General features: G+C 62.0%; 14 protein-coding genes. 1 reads left to right on the forward strand and 13 read right to left on the reverse strand.

Annotated elements, in window-relative coordinates:
• Window positions 1–61: 61 nt before the first annotated feature.
• From L6D81_RS11370 to argH, 4 genes are read right to left on the reverse strand one after another with little or no spacing between them, the layout of a single operon-like run.
• Window positions 62–886, reverse strand: a complete 825-nt coding sequence (locus L6D81_RS11370; RefSeq protein ID WP_236179320.1) for an ABC transporter substrate-binding protein — start codon at window positions 884–886, stop codon at window positions 62–64.
• 38 nt (window positions 887–924) lie between these two features.
• Window positions 925–1,689 carry an amino acid ABC transporter ATP-binding protein gene (locus L6D81_RS11375; RefSeq protein ID WP_039768627.1) on the reverse strand — a complete coding sequence of 255 codons (765 nt, stop codon included), beginning with the start codon at window positions 1,687–1,689 and terminating at the stop codon, window positions 925–927.
• A gap of 10 nt (window positions 1,690–1,699) precedes the next feature.
• Window positions 1,700–2,578 carry an amino acid ABC transporter permease gene (locus tag L6D81_RS11380; protein WP_236179341.1) on the reverse strand — a complete coding sequence of 293 codons (879 nt, stop codon included), beginning with the start codon at window positions 2,576–2,578 and terminating at the stop codon, window positions 1,700–1,702.
• A gap of 60 nt (window positions 2,579–2,638) precedes the next feature.
• A complete protein-coding gene (gene argH, locus L6D81_RS11385; RefSeq protein ID WP_236179349.1) occupies window positions 2,639–4,066 on the reverse strand; it encodes an argininosuccinate lyase in 1,428 nt (475 codons plus the stop codon).
• Between the two features lie 308 nt (window positions 4,067–4,374).
• On the opposite strand from argH, the gene L6D81_RS11390 reads away from it, so the two are divergent.
• Complete coding sequence (locus L6D81_RS11390) at window positions 4,375–5,340, forward strand: LysR family transcriptional regulator (RefSeq protein ID WP_236179360.1); 966 nt, start codon at window positions 4,375–4,377, stop codon at window positions 5,338–5,340.
• Here L6D81_RS11390 and L6D81_RS11395 read toward each other — a convergent pair.
• From L6D81_RS11395 to arnB, 9 genes are read right to left on the reverse strand one after another with little or no spacing between them, the layout of a single operon-like run.
• Entirely contained in the window at window positions 5,324–5,851 is a 528-nt protein-coding gene (locus L6D81_RS11395; RefSeq protein ID WP_236179362.1) for a GNAT family N-acetyltransferase, read from the reverse strand. The genes L6D81_RS11390 and L6D81_RS11395 overlap by 17 nt on opposite strands.
• Before the next feature lie 53 nt (window positions 5,852–5,904).
• A complete protein-coding gene (locus L6D81_RS11400) occupies window positions 5,905–7,284 on the reverse strand; it encodes a UDP-glucose dehydrogenase family protein (RefSeq protein WP_236179364.1) in 1,380 nt (459 codons plus the stop codon).
• A complete protein-coding gene (arnF, locus tag L6D81_RS11405; RefSeq protein WP_236179366.1) occupies window positions 7,281–7,685 on the reverse strand; it encodes a 4-amino-4-deoxy-L-arabinose-phosphoundecaprenol flippase subunit ArnF in 405 nt (134 codons plus the stop codon). Before arnF ends, L6D81_RS11400 begins: the two co-directional genes overlap by 4 nt.
• Complete coding sequence (gene arnE, locus L6D81_RS11410; protein ID WP_236179368.1) at window positions 7,682–8,026, reverse strand: 4-amino-4-deoxy-L-arabinose-phosphoundecaprenol flippase subunit ArnE; 345 nt, start codon at window positions 8,024–8,026, stop codon at window positions 7,682–7,684. Before arnE ends, arnF begins: the two co-directional genes overlap by 4 nt.
• Window positions 8,023–9,672 carry a lipid IV(A) 4-amino-4-deoxy-L-arabinosyltransferase gene (gene arnT / locus L6D81_RS11415; protein ID WP_236179375.1) on the reverse strand — a complete coding sequence of 550 codons (1,650 nt, stop codon included), beginning with the start codon at window positions 9,670–9,672 and terminating at the stop codon, window positions 8,023–8,025. The genes arnE and arnT overlap by 4 nt, the downstream gene beginning before the upstream one ends.
• The gene (gene arnD, locus L6D81_RS11420) at window positions 9,669–10,553 is read right to left on the reverse strand and encodes a 4-deoxy-4-formamido-L-arabinose-phosphoundecaprenol deformylase (protein ID WP_236179377.1); all 885 of its coding nucleotides are present in this window, start codon (window positions 10,551–10,553) and stop codon (window positions 9,669–9,671) included. Before arnD ends, arnT begins: the two co-directional genes overlap by 4 nt.
• Window positions 10,553–12,559 (reverse strand): bifunctional UDP-4-amino-4-deoxy-L-arabinose formyltransferase/UDP-glucuronic acid oxidase ArnA, encoded by a 2,007-nt coding sequence (gene arnA, locus L6D81_RS11425; RefSeq protein ID WP_236179384.1) that lies wholly within the window; start codon window positions 12,557–12,559, stop codon window positions 10,553–10,555. The genes arnD and arnA overlap by 1 nt, the downstream gene beginning before the upstream one ends.
• A complete protein-coding gene (arnC, locus tag L6D81_RS11430) occupies window positions 12,556–13,578 on the reverse strand; it encodes an undecaprenyl-phosphate 4-deoxy-4-formamido-L-arabinose transferase (RefSeq protein WP_236179395.1) in 1,023 nt (340 codons plus the stop codon). The genes arnA and arnC overlap by 4 nt, the downstream gene beginning before the upstream one ends.
• On the reverse strand, window positions 13,575–14,723 hold the full coding sequence (gene arnB, locus L6D81_RS11435) for a UDP-4-amino-4-deoxy-L-arabinose aminotransferase (RefSeq protein WP_236179397.1): 1,149 nt from the start codon (window positions 14,721–14,723) through the stop codon (window positions 13,575–13,577). Before arnB ends, arnC begins: the two co-directional genes overlap by 4 nt.
• Between the last annotated feature and the right edge of the window lie 67 nt (window positions 14,724–14,790).

Raw genomic sequence — 14,790 nt, forward strand, 5'->3', positions numbered from 1 at the left:
TCCCACGCAGAGCGTGGGAACGATCCATCAAAAGATCGCAGCGGGCATCAGTGGCGAGGCCTTACTTGCCCGCGTTGATGGTCACGTTCTTGATCGCACCCAGCTCCAGATCCCATTTCTTCAGGATCGCGTTGTAGCTGCCGTCATCCACCATGCTCTGCAGCGCCACCTTCACCGCCTCACTCAGCTCAGGCTTCTTCTTGCTCACACCCAGCCCGGTGAACTGCACGGAGATCGGCTGGCCGACCGTCTTGTACATGTCCTTTTCCTGGGTCTTGAGGTACGACAGGGTTTCGCTGCCCTGCATCGCCGCGTCGATACGGCTCTGGCGCAGTTGGGCGCGGGCGTCGGCCGAGCCTTCGGTGCCGATCACGTTGATTGCAGGCTTGCCCGCGGCTTCACAGTGGGCCTTGCTCCACTCGGCGATTTCCGCCGGGAACGTGGTGCGGCGGCTGGTGCCAACTTTCTTGCCACACAGGTCGATGATCTCGTTGGTCGCGGTGTTTTTCTGCAAGGTGTAGAACTGCGGGCCGCTGGTGAAGTAGTCGACGAAGGTCACGCTGGCCTGACGTTCGGCGGTGTCGGTCATGCCCGACAGGACCATGTCCACGCGCTCGGTGGTCAGGGCGTTGATCATTTGCTCGAAGCCGGTTTCCTGCCATTTGATCTTCACCCCGAGGCGTTCGGCCAGGGCGTTGCCCAGGTCGTAATCCAGGCCGGTGAGCGTGTTGGTGGCCGGGTCCTTGAAATCCATCGGCGGATAGTTGGGCATGATCGCGACGACGATCTCGCCTTTCTCCTTGATGCTGGCCGGTAACTCGGCGGCCACGGCGACACCGCAAGACATGAGGGAGGTGAGTACTGCTGGAATGACGAAGTTCTTCATGGACGTTCTCTTATGAGTGTTGTGAAGGCCAAAGGGGCCTAGGTTCGAACGGCAGAAATGAAGCTTTGGGTGCGTGGGTTTTGCGGACTTATTAGTATTTCTTCGGGGCTTCCAGCCTCCACGATCTGCCCGCCGTCCATGAACACCATGCGGTTGGAAACCTCCCGGGCGAAGCCCAGTTCATGGGTGACGACGATCATGGTCATGCCGGTCTGCGCCAGATCGCGCATCACCGACAGCACCTCACCGACCAGTTCCGGGTCGAGTGCCGAAGTGGGTTCATCGAACAGCATCAGCTTGGGGCGCATGGCCAGGGCGCGGGCAATCGCCACCCGTTGCTGCTGACCGCCCGACAGTTCAATCGGGTAGCTGTTGCGTTTGTCGGCCAGGCCGACCCGGGCCAGCAGTTCCAGGGCCTCTTCGTGCGCTTCCTTGGGCGAACGCTTGAGCACCTGGCACGGGCCTTCGATGATGTTTTGCAGCACAGTCATGTGCGGGAACAGGTTGAAGCGCTGGAACACCATGCCGGTGGCCAGGCGCTGGCGGGCAATCTGCGACTCGTTGAGTTCGTGCAGTTTGTGCCCGACGACGCGGTAGCCGACCAGTTCGCCGTCGACCCACAGGCCGCCCTTGTCGATCTTCTCCAGCTGATTGACGCAGCGCAGCAGGGTGCTCTTGCCCGAGCCGGACGGGCCGATGATGCACAGCACTTCACCTTGCTCGACTTCGATGTTGATGTCCTTGAGCGCGTGGTACTGGTCGTAATATTTGTTCAGGCTCACGGCCTTGACGATGTTTCTCATGACGGATTCCTCAAGAACGCTTGCCGGCGCCGCGAGCGAAACGACGCTCCAGACGGCTTTGACCAAAGGACAGGACGGTGACGGTGGCCAGGTACCAGATACCGGCGACGATCAGCAGCTCCATGACCCGGGCGTTGGCGTAGTAAATGTTCTGGGCGTTGTAGAGCAGTTCCGAGTACTGGATGACGCTCGCCAGCGAGGTCATTTTCACCATGCCGATGAACTCGTTGCCCACCGGCGGAATGATGATCCGCATGGCCTGGGGCAGGATGATCCGGCGCAGCGCTTGCAGGCGCGGCATGCCGATCGACTTGGCGGCTTCGTACTGGCCGGTGTCCACCGACAGCAGGCCGGCGCGTACCACTTCAGCGGTGTAGGCGCCCTGGTTGATGCTCAAGCCGAGCAGAGCGGCCACGAACGGGGTCATCAGGCTCACGGTGTCGAGCTGGAACAGGCCGGGAATACCGATGGTGGGGAAGATCAGCGCCAGGTTGAACCACAACAGCAGTTGCAGAATCAGCGGCGTACCGCGAAACAGCCAGGTGTAGGTCAGCGCCACGTAGCGCAGGATCGGGTTGGCCGACATGCGCATGATCGCCGTGATCACCCCGAACACGATGCCCAGCGCCATCGCCAGCACGGCCATGATGATCGTGTTGAACAGGCCCCACATGATCGCTTGGGAGGTCAGGAACTGGCCGATGTACGACCATTCGATCTTGCCTTCGGCGAAGGCCCGTACCAGACCGATGATCGCGATGACGATCACGGTGGCGAAGAAGATCCGCCCGTAATAGCGCCGTGGCACGTGCTGGTACTGGGTAATGTCGAACTGGTTTTCCGCCAGTTTGCGCTCCGCCTGGAGTCGTTCTGCCTGAGTCTGGCTCATGGTGTTTCTCCGTACACTGTACTTATCGATCACCCCCTCCCGGTGGGAGGGGGGGGCGGCTTAGAGGCGGAAGCCCTGGTAGTTTTCGGTCCACTGTTGCTGCGCGGCGAGGGCGGTTTTCAGTCGGCCGATCTGCTCGCGCACCTGTTGCGGCGCGGTGCCGCCCCAACCGCTGCGGGCAGCGATGGCGGCTTCCAGGGTCAGGCTGTCTCGCACGTCTGCCGTCAGGCGCGGGTCGATTTCGGCCAGCAGCGCCGGCGAGGCTTCCCACAGTTCGATGCCGTGTTTCTCGCAGGCCTGCACCAGCGCACCGGTGATTTCGTGGGCTTCCTTGAACGGCACGCCGCGCACCGCCAGCCAGTCGGCGACCTCGGTGGCGAGGGTGAAACCCAGTGGCGCCTGACGCCGCAGTTCCTCGACGTTGACGGACATGGTCGCGACCATTCCGGCCATCGCCGGCAGCACCAGCAGCAGGGTGTCGACGCTGTCGAGCACGCCGTTTTTGTCTTCGCTCAGGTCGCGGTTGTACGACAGCGGCAGGGATTTGAGCGTCGACAGCAGGCCAGTCAGGTTGCCGATCAGACGGCCAGCCTTGCCCCTGGCCAGTTCGGCGATGTCGGGGTTTTTCTTCTGCGGCATGATCGAACTGCCGGTGGCGTAGGCGTCGTCCAGATCGACCCAGCGGAACTGGCGCGACGACCACAGGCAGAACTCTTCGGCCAGACGCGAGATGTTGATCCCGAGCATGCTGGCGATGAACAGGAATTCGGCGACGTGGTCGCGGCTGGCCACGGCGTCGATGGAGTTTTCGCAGACCCCGGCGTAGCCCATCTCTTTGGCCGACTGCTGCGGCTGGCGAGCAATGGCGGAACCGGCCATGGCTGCGGCACCGAGGGGCGACAGCGAAGTGCGCGCGTCCCAGTCCACCAGGCGTTGCACGTCACGCAGCATCGATTGCGCGTGGGCCAGCAGGTGGTGGGCGAACACGATCGGTTGCGCTTGCTGCAAGTGGGTGAAGCCCGGGCAGATGCTCTCGACATGCTGCTCGGCCTGATCCACCAGCGCCGTTTGCAGGGCCAGCACTTCCACGGCCAACGTGCGAACGTGATCACGCAGGAACAGGCGCAGGTCGTTGGCGGTCTGGTCGTTGCGCGAACGGCCGGCGCGCAGCTTGCCGCCCAGAGCGCCGAGGCGTTCGGTCAGCAGGCGCTCGATAAAGGTGTGAACGTCTTCGTCGTCCAGGGTCGGGGCGATGCGCCCGGCGGCGAAATCGGCACCGATGCCGTCCAGGGCTTCGATCATCGTGCGGGTTTCCTGCTCGTCGAGCAGGCCGGCACGTTGCAGTTCCCCGGCGTGGGCCTTGGAGCCGGCCAGATCGTACGGCGTCAGGCGGAAATAGCGCTTGGGGCAACGGGACAGGGCCGCCAGGGCTGCGGACGGGCCGCTTTTGAAACGGGCACCCCATAGACGGTCGGTGGTTTGAGACATTTGTTGTTTTCCTCGTCGGTAACGCGAACTGAAATCGGTGTGCATGGCCCTGAAAATCGCGCTGGCTATTTAGCGAACAGCAGCAGACAGAATCAGGCCAAAGCAGTTTTCAAGAGGGCAGTTGCAAAGAGACAAGAGCTGATCGAAGTGTCAGCTTTTAATGTTTGGCGATCAGTGAGTTGGCACTGATGTTCGAGATTTTTTGGCGGTTGCCAAGGCCTGTTTTCTGTGGTCATTATTATTAGTCGGCGATGTTTTTGTTGTTGGACACAGATTGTTGAACATTGCGCCAGAGGTAAATCAGCATTATGGAAACCCCACTTTCCAATTCCGGAAACCCACCGGTCAAAACCGCTCACCGGGCACCTTTGGCCCTCAGCGGACTGGACTTCAAACTGCTCAAGGTGTTCAAGGCGGTGGTCGAGGCCGGTGGCTTCAGCGCGGCGCAAAACGAGCTGAACGTGGGCCTGGCCGCCATCAGCAAACAGATTTCAGACCTGGAAATCCGCATCGGCATGCGCCTGTGTACCCGGGGGCGCGAAGGGTTTCACCTGACCGAAGAAGGGCGTCTGGTGTATCAGGCGTCGATTGATCTGTTTGCCTCGGTCGACAACTTTCGTGATCGGCTTAGTTCGGCACAGAATGAACTTATCGGCGATCTCGGAGTGGGGGTGATCGATAACACCATCAGTGATGATAATTCCCCGTTAGTTGCTGCGCTTAGAGCGATAAATGAACACTCGCCGAAAGTAAGGTTTCAACTTCAGGCGACCCAGTTGGATGAGGTGGAAAGAGGCGTGGTCGAGGGGCGCTTAGTTGCTGGAATAGTGCCGGTATATCAAAAGCGCGAAGAGTTCGATTATTACCCGCTCTATGAAGAACGCTCGCAGGCCTACTGCGCCGTCGGCCACCCGTTGTTCGAGATGCCGGCGGAGCAGATGGGCGGCAACGTGCTGCAGGATTACGAGTGCATCAACCACCGCTACGCGATCCATCGCGACAAGCTCAACTTCGCCCGCTACGACAGTTTTTCCGCCTCGGCGACCCAGGTCGAAGCGGTGGCATTGTTGATCAAGACCGGGCGTTTCGTGGGCTTTCTGCCGCAGCATTACGCCGCCACACTGGTGGCCGCCGGGCAGTTTCGCGCGGTGTGCCCGGAGCTGATCCACTTCGTCACGCCGTTCAATCTGATCCTGCGCCACAACACCGTGCGCAGTCCGTTGGTCAAGGCGTTTGCCCAGGCGCTGGGGGTTGATCTCAAGGCGATGGCGTGAGCATCAGGCGCATGGCGCAACGTCGCTTGGCGGGCAATCCGTGAGCGATTTCATCGCGCAATACTTGGTTCAGACGCGCATCGGTGTCCTTGGCGTTCAATCGCGCAAAACCCATGCGTTGATAGAACGGCGCATTCCACGGCAGATCGCGAAAGGTCGTCAGCGTCACTGCGCGAAGTTGCCAAAGACGCGCCTGTTCAATCGCCGCCAACAGTAACTTGCGACCGACGCCACGGCCCTGAAAGTGTTGGCTGACGGACAGTTCCTCAATGTGCAACTGATGGTCGACCGTCACCGCCCTTAAAAAACCTGCAAGTTGCCCGTCGTTGTTTTGCGCCACCCACAGTTCGCCCCGTTCAATGGCCGGTAAATGCGCCGTGGCCTGCGGCACGGCGGCATCCGCCAGCCAGGCCAGTGAAGGGTCGAGGCGAAACAGCGCGGCGGCCGAACGCTCGATGGCGGGGAGGGCATCGGCGTCGGCCGTCTCTGCGGCGCGTATGCGTATCGTCATGGTCGCTCGCTATCGGAAAGGTCGCCGAAGGCTGCGATCTTTCGCCAGCGATTTCAAGCCACGTCAGAGGCGTGTGGCCATTGCTGCAACGGAATCGGCAAGGTACGCGATTCGCCACGGCCCATCGGGAAGTAATGGAAACCCTTACGGGCCAGGCGTTCAGCGTCGTACAGGTTGCGACCGTCGAAGATCACCGGGGCCTTGAGGCGTTGCTGGATCAGGTCGAAGTCCGGCGCCTTGAACTGCTGCCATTCGGTGCAGATGATCAGTGCATCGGAACCGGCGAGCACCGATTCCGGGGTGCCCATCAGCATCAGTTTTGTTTCGTCCGGGTACAAATGCTGGGTTTCCTGCATGGCTTCCGGGTCGAACGCCCGTACATTGGCGCCGGCGGCCCACAACGACTCGAGCAGGACACGGCTCGGCGCGTCGCGCATGTCGTCAGTGTTCGGTTTGAAGGCCAGTCCCCAGACGGCGAAGGTCTTGCCGCGCAACTCGCCCTTGTAGAACGCGTTGATCCGTTCGAACAGCTTGTGTTTCTGCCGCTGGTTGATCGCTTCCACCGCTTGCAGCAGATCGCTGGAGCAGTGCGCTTCTTCGGCGCTGTGGATCAGCGCGCGCATGTCTTTGGGGAAGCACGAACCGCCGTAACCGCAACCGGGGTAGATGAAGTGGTAGCCGATGCGGCTGTCGGCGCCGATGCCCTGGCGCACCGATTCGATGTCCGCGCCCAGGTGTTCGGCCAGCTCGGCGATCTGGTTGATGAAGCTGATCTTGGTCGCCAGCATGCAGTTGGCGGCGTACTTGGTCAGCTCCGCGCTGCGAAGGTCCATGAACATGATTCGATCGTGGTTGCGGTTGAACGGCGAGTACAGGTCGCGCATCACGTCGCGCACTTCTTCGCGTTCGCAACCGATGACGATCCGGTCCGGCCGGCGGCAATCGGCGACCGCCGAACCTTCCTTGAGAAATTCCGGGTTGGAGACGATATCGAACTGCAACAGGCGCCCGGCCTTGACCAGGGCTTTGTCCAGGTGCGTGCGCAAGGTGTCGCCGGTGCCCACGGGTACGGTGGATTTTTCCACCAGAATCAGTGGCTGTTCACGGTGCCGGGCCACCGCGTCACCCACCGACAGCACGTAACGCAGGTCCGCCGAGCCGTCTTCTTTGGACGGGGTGCCAACGGCAATGAACGCGACCTTGCCATGCTGCACCGCGAGTTTTTCGTCGCAGGTGAATTGCAGGCGTCCGGCGTCCAGGCCTTCGCGGACCAGAGTGGCCAGCCCCGGCTCGAAGATGCTGACGTGACCCTGGCGCAGCAGTTCGACTTTTTTCTCGTCGATGTCCATGCACACCACGTCATGGCCGACTTCGGCCAGCACGGCGGCCTGCACCAGGCCGACATAACCGCTACCAAACACTGTGATTTTCATGGCGAACTCCTCAACTCGGGCGCACGGGCCGGACGGGTGTTGATGGTGATGACCCCGAGCATGACCAGCGCCACGCCCAGTGATTTAGAGAAACTGAAGGATTCGTTGAACAGCGGCAGGCTGGCCGCCAGCACGTACACCAGCGCATAGCTGATGCTCAGCAGCGAATAGGCCCGGCCCAGCGGCAGATCGCGCAGGACGGCGAGCCAGCAGAGCATTGACAGGGCGTAGGCGAAGATCGCCGCCAGCACCACGGCCAGCGCGCCTGAATCGACGCTGGGCATGGCCAGCCACTGATCCGGGCGAGGCAGGCGCGTCATGCTCCAGCGCATGCTCAGTTGCGCCACGCTGACCAGCAGCACGCTGGCCAGGGCGAAGAAGATTCCACGACGCGAGTTCATGACTGTTGCCCCAACAGCGCCACGCCACCGATCACCAGCAACACACCGAACCAGTGCTGAACGTCGACGGGCTCCCTGAATACGAAGCGAGCGATCAGGGTGATGATCACGAAATTGAGGCTGAGCATCGGATAGGCGATGCTGACCGGCAGGCGCTGCAACACCAGCAGCCACACCAGCAGGCCCGAGCCGAGGGCGAGCAGGGCCAGCCACAGCCACGGCGAACGCACTTTGCGCGACCACGACAGGCTCGCGCCGCGCCAGCGCTCGACGGCGAATTTCTGCGCGACCTGGCCCAGGCAGGTCAACAGGCAGGCGAGCAATAGCAGCCACAGGCTCATGACGCCTCCTGCGGAAGAATCATGATCACCAGATTGCCTTGCTCATAACGAACGCCGTCCTTGGGCAGTCTGTCGAGTTCGTCCAGTTCGTCTTGCCCCTTGATCCGCATCACCACGCCGACCGAACCGGTCTTGCGGGCTTCGCGCATCCACTGTTGCACCTGATCGGGATCGACCCGTTGTCGAATGCCGTCAGGATAGGCAAGCCCATATTTCAATTCGCCTATCGTGTTGTACATCGCCACTTGGGGGCGTTTGACCCGCCAGGACAGGGCCGACGCGGCCCCCAGGTCGTTGCTCAAGAGGTGCGTGGTGCTCCCCAGTTCCGCTTGATGGGCGAGGACGAACTGATCGGGCATCTTGTTGGCGACCACCGATTTGGGCATTGCCGCCGGCAGCAAGGCGATCAGTAGCAGGCTGCCCACCGCCGGCGCCGCCCAGCACTGCAACGGGCGGAAGGCTTGCAGCAGGTTGCTGATGATCCAGCCGGTCAGGGCGATGAATACCAGCACCAGACTGTGCAATTCGTGGTCGTACAGCGGACGCTTGAGCTGCACGTAGACCAGACCGACCAGCGTGACGATGCCCAGCAACAGATTCAGCAGGCCATTGAGGCCCAGCGCCCGGCCTTGCTCCAGACGCAAGCGATCAGCCAGCGCGTGGCCCATCAGCAACGCCAGCGGCAGCAGGCACGGCAGGATGTAGGTCGGCAGCTTGCCGTTGCTCAGGCTGAAAAACAGCAGCGGCATCAGCAGCCACAGCCCGAGAAACGCGATGGCGGTTTCGCGGCGGGTTTGCCACGCCTGCTTCAATGCCATCGGCAACATCCCGACCCACGGCAGACTGAACGCCACCAGCAGCGGCAGATAGAACCACCACGGCGCGTCATGCTGGGCATCGTCGCCGGCAAACCGGCGGATGTGTTCGTGCCAGAAGAAGAACCGCCAGTAATCCGGTTCCTGACCGTGCACCGCCAGCACCCATGGAAGGCTGACGATGATCGCCACGGCGATGGCCACTGGGCCGTACAGCAGCAATTCCTTCCAGCGTTTCTGCCAGAGCATCCACGGCAACGCGATCAGCACCGGCAACAACCAGGCGAGAAAACCCTTGGTCATGAGGCCCATGCCGCACGCCAGGCCCAACACCGCCCAGCCGGCCAGGCGTTGGCCGTTGGCGCGGCTGTCGAGGGCGAACCACAGCGCCACCAGACTCAGGTTGACCCAAAAGGTGAATTGCGGATCGAGGTTGGCGTAACCGGCCTGGCCGGCGACGATGACGAAACTCATGTAGAGCAGGGCGCAGACGAAGCTTTTGCGCGGCTCGTTCCACAAACGTCGGGCGATGAGGAAGCACAGCAGCACGCTCAACCCGGTGCTCAGGGCCGAGGCAAACCGCACGCCGAACAGGTTCTGGCCGAACACGGCCTGGCCGAGGGCGATCATCCAGTAACCGGCCGCCGGTTTTTCGAAGTAACGCAGGTTCATGAAATGCGGCGACACCCAGTTGCCGCTCAGCAGCATCTCCTGGCTGATCTGCGCATAACGGGTTTCATCGGGAATCCACAAACCATGGCTGCCCAGCGGCAGCAGATAAGCCAGCAGAAAAATCCCCAGCAACAGCGGCAATGCCCAGCGCTTGCTCATGCGCCTTGCACTCCCAGCCAGCCTTCGCGGCCTTCGAGGGCGCCGCGTTGCACACGGCCGACGGGCAAGGTGTTGAGAAATTCGGGCAGCAAATCGCCCAAGGGCTGAAAGTGGATATGTCGCTGACGCACATCGGCCAGCAGTCGACGAAAGTCTTCGGCCATCAGAATCCCTTCTACTTCGGCGTGAATGGTGTAGACGTTGAGGTTTTCAGGGCGGAACCGGTCGAGGATGAAGGCGTTGAAATCCTTCGCTGCCACGCTCGGCCCGACCACTTCATCGAAGGTCGGCAAGTCCACCGGAATCTGCGGCGCACCGACCGAGCCATCGGCCAGCAACGGTCGGAACAGTCGCTGCCCACGGCAATCGCTGTTGTAGCGAAAGCCGAAGGCCTGTTTGGCTTCGATCACACGCTCGTCTGCGCGCCAACCGGCGGCGGCTGAACAGGTGACCTTTTCGCCCAGGATGTCGCCCAAGGTGTCGACGCCCTGACGGATCTGCTCGACCAGTTGCGCAGCGCTCCAGTGCCCGGCATTGGCCTGCCAACCGTGGTGATCCCAGGCGTGCAGGCCGACCTCGTGGCCGGCGGCCCGGGCCTGACGCATGAGGTGCCCGAGGTCGCGGCCGATCGGCTTGCCCGGCCACGCCGTTCCGGCCAGCAGGATGTCCCAGCCGTACAGGCCGGCGGCGTTGGAGCGCAGCATCTTCCAGAGGAACTGCGGACGGATCAGGCGCCACAGGTGCCGGCCCATGTTGTCCGGGCCGACACTGAAAAAAAACGTCGCTTTGATCTGCGCTTCATCGAGAATTTCCAGCAAGCGCGGCACGCCTTCGCGGGTGCCACGAAAGGTGTCGACGTCGATGCGCAAACCGGCCTGCATCAACATGCCCCTTTATTGGAAGGCCTCTCGATTTCGAGCATCGCCTCGCGTAAGAAGAAATCCAGCGTGTTGCCGATGGTCTCGCGCATTTCCACGGTCGGCGTCCAGTCCAGCAGGCGCTTGGCATTGGCGATGCTCGGCTTGCGGTGCTCGACGTCCTGATAACCGGCACCGTAGAACGCCTTGCTTTCCACGTCGCGGAAACCGGCGAACGGCGGGAAGTTGCTGCGCAACGGGTGAGCCTCGAACTGGCGCAGCAGTTCTTCGCCCAACTGCCGAATGCTCGCTTCGTTGTCCGGGTTGCCGATGTTGATGATCTGGCCGTTGCAGACGTCGTTGTCGTTATCGATGATCCGCGCCAGTGCCTCGACACCGTCGGCAATGTCGGTGAAGCAGCGTTTCTGCTCGCCGCCGTCGAACAGACGAATCGGTGTGCCTTCCACCAGATTGAGGATCAACTGGGTGATGGCGCGGGAGCTGCCGATACGCGCCGAATCGAGGCGATCCAGCCGTGGGCCCATCCAGTTGAAGGGACGGAACAGGGTGAAGTTCAGGCCCTTGGCGCCGTAGGCCCAGATCACCCGATCCAGCAGTTGCTTGGACACCGAATAGATCCAGCGCTGCTTGTTGATCGGGCCGACGATCAGGTTCGAGCGGTCTTCGTCGAAATGTTTGTCCTGGCACATGCCATAGACTTCCGAGGTCGACGGGAAGATCACGCGCTTGTTGTACTTGACGCAGTAGCGCACCAGTTTCAGGTTTTCTTCGAAGTCGAGCTCGAACACCCGCAGCGGGTTGCGCGTGTATTCGATCGGCGTGGCGATGGCCACCAACGGCAGCACCACGTCGCATTTCTTGATGTGGTACTCGATCCACTCCGAGTGAATGCTGATGTCGCCTTCGACGAAGTGGAAACGCGGGTGGCTGCGCAGACGGTCGATAGCATCGGAGCCGATGTCCAGGCCATAGACTTCGTAGCGCTCGTCACGCAGCAGGCGCTCGGACAAATGGTTGCCGATGAAACCGTTGACGCCGAGGATCAGCACCCGTGTACGACGCGGGCCACGGCCGGATTCGGCACCGCGCAGCAGCGAACCGTCCACCAGACCCAGTTCACTGGCCAGTTGCGGGCCGCTGAGGTACAGGCCGTTGTCATTGCGCTGGCCGGCGTTGATCACCAGCGAGTCTTCACCGCAGGCGATGCGCAGCGGATCGACACTGATGACCCGGCCCGGCGCCTGGCCTTCGTTGCCCTTGACCACGTCGGCGCTCCAGACGATCAGCTTGTGCTCGCCCACGGCGCAGAACGCGCCGGGGTAAGGTTGAGTGACGGCCCGCACCAGGTTGAACAGCTGCTCGGCGGGTTGGGACCAAACCAGTTTGCCGTCCGCCGGGGTACGGCGACCGAACACCGTGGCTTGGGATTCGTCCTGCGGGGTTTCCCGCAGTGTGCCGTGCAGCATCGCCGGCAGAGCATCGCGCAGCAGGTCGCTGGCAGCGATTCGCAGTTTGCCGTGCAGGCTCAGCGCGGTGTCGCTGCGTTCGATGGCCACGCGTTGCTGGGCGAGGATGGCGCCGGCGTCGGCGCGTTTGACCATGCGGTGCAGGGTGACACCGGTTTCGGTTTCGCCGTTGACCAGCACCCAGTTGGCCGGCGCGCGGCCACGGTAGCGCGGCAACAAGGAGCCGTGCAGGTTGAACGCGCCTTTTTTGGCCAGCGCCAGCAATGGCTCGCTCAGCAGGTTGCGATAGTAGAACGAGAAGAGGTAATCCGGGTCGAGCTTGGCAATCCGCTCGATCCACAGCGGATGGTTGGCGTCTTCCGGTGCATGAACCGCGATGCCTTTGTTGGCGCACAGTTGTGCAACCGAGGCGTAGAAGGTGTTCTCCTTGGGGTCATCGGCATGGGTAAACACCGCCGCAATGTCATAGCCACTGTCGAGCAGGGCTTGAATGCCGGCGCAGCCAATATCGTGGTAAGCGAAGACAACAGTTTTTGCGCTCATGAGAGAACCTGATCGGACGTGGAGTTGGAAGTGAGGCCGTCAACGGTGATGGCAGGGGCCGGCGTGGCGGGATGGCCGCGCAGGACTTTTTCAATGAAGAACCGCGGGCGGGCGCGCACATCGCTGTACATCCGGCCCAGGTATTCGCCGAGCAGGCCCATGCCGATGAACTGGCCGCCGGTGAACACGAACAGCACGGCGAACAGCACGAACAGGCCATCGCCGGCCCACCCGGCACCAAAGACCAGGCGCATGACGATCAGCGCCGCCGCGAACAGCACGCCGAGCCCGGCCATGGCGAAACCGACGATGCTCAGCAGGCGCAGGGGCGTGGTGGTCATGCAGGTGATCAAGTCGAACATCAGGTTGATCAGGCGCATCGGGCTGTATTTCGAATCGCCGTGTTCGCGCTCGGCGTGGGCCACGGTGATTTCCGTGGTGTGGCGGGCGAAGCTGTTGGCGAGGATCGGAATGAACGTGCTGCGTTCGCGGCAGGCGAGCATCGCGTCGATGATGGTGCGGCGGTAGGCGCGCAGCATGCAGCCGTAGTCGCTCATGGCGACGCCGGTGGAGCGCTGCACGGCGAGGTTGATCAGTTTCGAGGGGTAGCGGCGCAGCGCCGAATCCTGACGGTTGCCGCGCACGCTACCGACCACGTCAAAGCCTTTTTCCGCCTCGGCGACCAGCCGGGGGATTTCCTCTGGCGGGTTCTGCAGGTCGGCGTCGAGGGTGATCACGACGTCGCCCTTGCACTGTTCGAAACCGGCCATGATCGCCGCGTGTTGGCCGTAGTTGCGGTTGAGGATGACGGCCACAAACGGGCTGTCTTCGACTGACGCGGCGTCTTCGAGCAATTGCGCGGAGGTGTCGCGGCTGCCGTCGTCGACCAGCACGATTTCGTAGTCATGACGCAGTTGCTGGCAGGCGGCTTGGGTGCGGCGCAGCAGTTCCGGCAGGCTGTCTTCTTCGTTGTAGACCGGGATGACGATCGACACGCAATGAATCGGATAAGGTCTCACGGGCGTTTCCCCATCAGGTGTGCAATGGCCCCGACGACCCGGTCCAGATCCTGGTCGGTCATGTCGGGAAACAACGGAATCGAGCACAGCCGCGCCGAGTTCCATTCGGTGTCGGGCAGGGACAGGTGCGGGTCACGCTGGCGGTACCAGGTGTGCAGGTGGGTGGCGATGAAGTGGATGCCGGTGCCGATGCCCTGATCCTGCAAACCCTTCATGAAGGCTTCGCGGTCCATGCCGCAGCGTTCGCGGTCGATGCGCAGGATGAACAGGTGCCAGGCATGCTGTTGCGGGTAGTTCGGCACGGCCAGCGGTTGCACGGGCAGGCCTTCGAGTTTTTGCAGGTATTGCGTGGCCAGTTCGGTGCGGCGGGCGTTGATTGCGTCCAGACGCTCCAGTTGCACCAGCGCAATCGCGGCGTTGATGTCGGCCAGGTTGTATTTGAAACCAGGCTCGATCACCTGGGCCTGGGGTTTGCGGCCATGGGTCAGGCGGTCGTAGGCATCAACACCCAGACCATGAAACTTGAGCATGCGCACGCGGTTGGCCAAAGTTTCATCATCGGTGACGAACATCGCGCCTTCGGCGCAGGTCATGTTCTTGATCGCGTGGAAAGAAAAGATTGCGGTGCCTTGGGAGCCCACGTGGCGACCCTTGTAGCGGGTACCGGCGGCGTGGGCGGCGTCTTCAATCACGGCGATGCCATGCTTGTCGGCCAGCGCGTAGAGCGGGTTGAGATCAAACGCGGCGCCGGCGTAATGCACCGGAATGATCGCTTTGGTGCGAGGGGTGATGGCAGCTTCGATGCGTGCGGCGTCGGTCATCAGGGTGTCGCGGTCGACATCGACGAACACCGGCGTGGCGCCGAGCAGCGAGATCATGTTGGCGGTCGACACCCAGGTTTGCGATGGGGTGATGACTTCATCGCCGGGGCCGATGTCCAGGGCCAGCAAAGTTACATGCATGGCCCCGGTGGCCGAGGAAAGTGCCACAGCATGACGACAACCGACATAGTTGCCGAAGTGTTCTTCCAATGCCTGATTCTTCGGCCCGGTGGTGATCCAGCCCGAACGCAGTACTTGTTCGACGGCGGCGATTTCTTCTTCGCCGATACGGGGGCGGGAAAACGGGAGAAACGCTTGACTCATAAGAACCTCGGGGCGACAGCCATCCTTCAGCCAATTGTCTGAAAAACACATGTTTTCAAGGGTTTGA

This window comes from Pseudomonas sputi, from assembly GCF_021603585.1.
GTDB lineage: Bacteria > Pseudomonadota > Gammaproteobacteria > Pseudomonadales > Pseudomonadaceae > Aquipseudomonas > Aquipseudomonas sputi.

What these genes read in the sequence shown, in the direction of transcription:
- L6D81_RS11370 (WP_236179320.1), bottom strand. Translation starts at nt 886, where the DNA reads ATGAAGAACTTCGTCATTCCAGCAGTACTCACCTCCCTCATGTCTTGC.
- L6D81_RS11375 (WP_039768627.1), bottom strand. Translation starts at nt 1,689, where the DNA reads ATGAGAAACATCGTCAAGGCCGTGAGCCTGAACAAATATTACGACCAG.
- L6D81_RS11380 (WP_236179341.1), bottom strand. Translation starts at nt 2,578, where the DNA reads ATGAGCCAGACTCAGGCAGAACGACTCCAGGCGGAGCGCAAACTGGCG.
- argH (WP_236179349.1), bottom strand. Translation starts at nt 4,066, where the DNA reads ATGTCTCAAACCACCGACCGTCTATGGGGTGCCCGTTTCAAAAGCGGC.
- L6D81_RS11390 (WP_236179360.1), top strand. Translation starts at nt 4,375, where the DNA reads ATGGAAACCCCACTTTCCAATTCCGGAAACCCACCGGTCAAAACCGCT.
- L6D81_RS11395 (WP_236179362.1), bottom strand. Translation starts at nt 5,851, where the DNA reads ATGACGATACGCATACGCGCCGCAGAGACGGCCGACGCCGATGCCCTC.
- L6D81_RS11400 (WP_236179364.1), bottom strand. Translation starts at nt 7,284, where the DNA reads ATGAAAATCACAGTGTTTGGTAGCGGTTATGTCGGCCTGGTGCAGGCC.
- arnF (WP_236179366.1), bottom strand. Translation starts at nt 7,685, where the DNA reads ATGAACTCGCGTCGTGGAATCTTCTTCGCCCTGGCCAGCGTGCTGCTG.
- arnE (WP_236179368.1), bottom strand. Translation starts at nt 8,026, where the DNA reads ATGAGCCTGTGGCTGCTATTGCTCGCCTGCCTGTTGACCTGCCTGGGC.
- arnT (WP_236179375.1), bottom strand. Translation starts at nt 9,672, where the DNA reads ATGAGCAAGCGCTGGGCATTGCCGCTGTTGCTGGGGATTTTTCTGCTG.
- arnD (WP_236179377.1), bottom strand. Translation starts at nt 10,553, where the DNA reads ATGCAGGCCGGTTTGCGCATCGACGTCGACACCTTTCGTGGCACCCGC.
- arnA (WP_236179384.1), bottom strand. Translation starts at nt 12,559, where the DNA reads ATGAGCGCAAAAACTGTTGTCTTCGCTTACCACGATATTGGCTGCGCC.
- arnB (WP_236179397.1), bottom strand. Translation starts at nt 14,723, where the DNA reads ATGAGTCAAGCGTTTCTCCCGTTTTCCCGCCCCCGTATCGGCGAAGAA.